General features: G+C 63.0%; 1 protein-coding gene. It reads left to right on the forward strand.

Features of this window, described 5'->3' with window-relative positions:
• Window positions 1–1122, forward strand: a protein-coding gene (locus BLS52_RS18145; RefSeq protein ID WP_139186335.1) for an IS3 family transposase whose coding sequence is annotated in 2 segments (ribosomal slippage) — window positions 1–248 and window positions 248–1122 — 1123 coding nt annotated over the 2 segments. Because the reading frame shifts where the segments join, the coding sequence is not laid out codon by codon here. This gene is flagged as partial in the annotation.
• Window positions 1123–1942: the final 820 nt, after the last annotated feature.

Here is a 1942-nt window from a genome sequence, read left to right on the forward strand (position 1 = left end):
GGTCATCGCGAAGGTCCGGCAGGGGCAGAAGATGCTCAATGACGGCAAGCCGATGATCGAGGTCATCAAAGAGCTGCAGGTCACCGAGGCGACCTGGTACCGGTGGCTGCAGCAGTACGGTTCCGAGCAGAACGCAGCCCAAACCAAGGCCGTCAAGGACCTGGAGAAGGAAAACGCCCGGCTGAAGAGGTTGCTGGCGGAGAAGGAACTGGCCATCGACATCCTGAACGAGGTGGCCAAGGGAAAATTCTGAGCCCCGAACCTCGCCGTCGTGCAGTGCGCATGGCGGTGGAGAAGTTCGGGGCGTCCGAAAGATTCGCGTGCAAGGTCCTGGGGCAGAACCGTTCCGCTTTGCGTAAGGGCCGCCCGGTGGTCAGCTTCGAGGAAGCCCGGCTGCGTGCGGCGTTGCGGGCCGTGGCCGTGAAGCATCCGGCGTGGGGGTGGCGGAAGGCGCGCTGGCACCTGCTGGGCCAGCCGGAGTGGGCTGGCGTGGTGCTCAACGCTAAGCGGGTGCGCCGGCTCTGGCGGGCCGAAGGCCTGACGTGCAAACCGAAGGCCCGGAAGCGGCGCCGCACCGGGCCGGGCGCCGGAGAGCAGAAGCGGCTGACAGCCCAGTACCCGATGCACGTGATCAGCTTCGACTTCCAGTCCGATGTCACCTCGTGCGGCCGGCATGTGCGGTTCTTCAACGTCATTGACGAGTACACCCGCACGGCTTTGGCGATCGTTCCGCGCAGGTCCTTCACCGCCACCGACGTGGTCGCCGTCCTGGAGAACGTCATCGCCGAAACCGGTGCGGCACCCACCTACGTGCGCTCCGATAACGGGCCGGAGTTCACTGCCGCAGCCCTGATCAACTGGTGCGCCACGGCAGGGGTGGACACCGCGTTCATCGACCCGGGATCGCCGTGGCAGAACGGGTTCGCCGAATCATTCAACGCCCAATTCAGAAGGGAACAACTCACCGGAGAAATCATCGACACCATGGCCGAAGCGAAGTACCTGGCCGAGGAATGGAAACACATCTACAATCATGAACGGCCCCACGGATCCCTGAACGGCATGACGCCGAAACAGTACTGGGACAACTGGACGCAGGAAAATCAACTAGCTATCGCATAGCCACTGGACTGCTAACCGGGACCCAATCACGCGCATTTAGGGCTGGCCCTCTCCCTGCTTGTGGGCAATCCGGTAGACGTACATGCCGGGCCTCCACCGTCCAGATCATCGCAGGGTCGTGGGGCATCGTGCAGCTGATCGCCGGATCTGCGGCATCGTGGATCGGCGAGCGTAATGCTGACACCCTCCACCCGGCCGGCTGGATGACAGGTGCGTGGGCCTGGAAAGCGGCTTGCGGTTCGGTACAGGCACTGCCGCGGTGGGCAGCGTTGTTGGAGTACGGACGGGCGCGCCGAAGCTGAGGTATCTTGGGGTCATCGGCCCCGGTTGTTCCCACGCACCGATGGATCTTCGCTCTCGAGCACATAACTTCGGTCCCTGACCCGCAAGACCTGGTTGGTCCTCCGAGCCGGGGCCCACGGCCTGAGGCTTCCCCGGTGAAGAGATCTTTATGGCTGACATCACATCTTTTCTCCCAGTGCGCAGGCTCGCCTGCAACGTGTTTCAAGCCGCTGGATCCGCACAACTACGGGAATTTCGCCTCCCGATCGGCCGATTTGCCGGGCACCGCATCGGCGTGTAATGTTTTCTGAGTCGCCGCGGCCGGGACAGTGAAGCTGACCGGCAAGAGCGACAAACTCCCTTCGAAATTCGGCAGTAATCCGTCATGGATGCGTCGGTTTGGAGGGGAAGCAGGCGGCCACCGTCAGTCAGACAGCCCGAGAGGGTGGATTTGACGGGGTGGGGTTTGGCGGGTAAGTTTGAAAAGTTGCTCCGGAGCGATGATGCGGCCTTGAGGGTTGTGTTTGGTGCCGGGTGC

Source organism: Arthrobacter subterraneus, from assembly GCF_900099735.1.
In the GTDB taxonomy this organism is placed as follows: Bacteria; Actinomycetota; Actinomycetes; order Actinomycetales; family Micrococcaceae; genus Arthrobacter_D; species Arthrobacter_D subterraneus.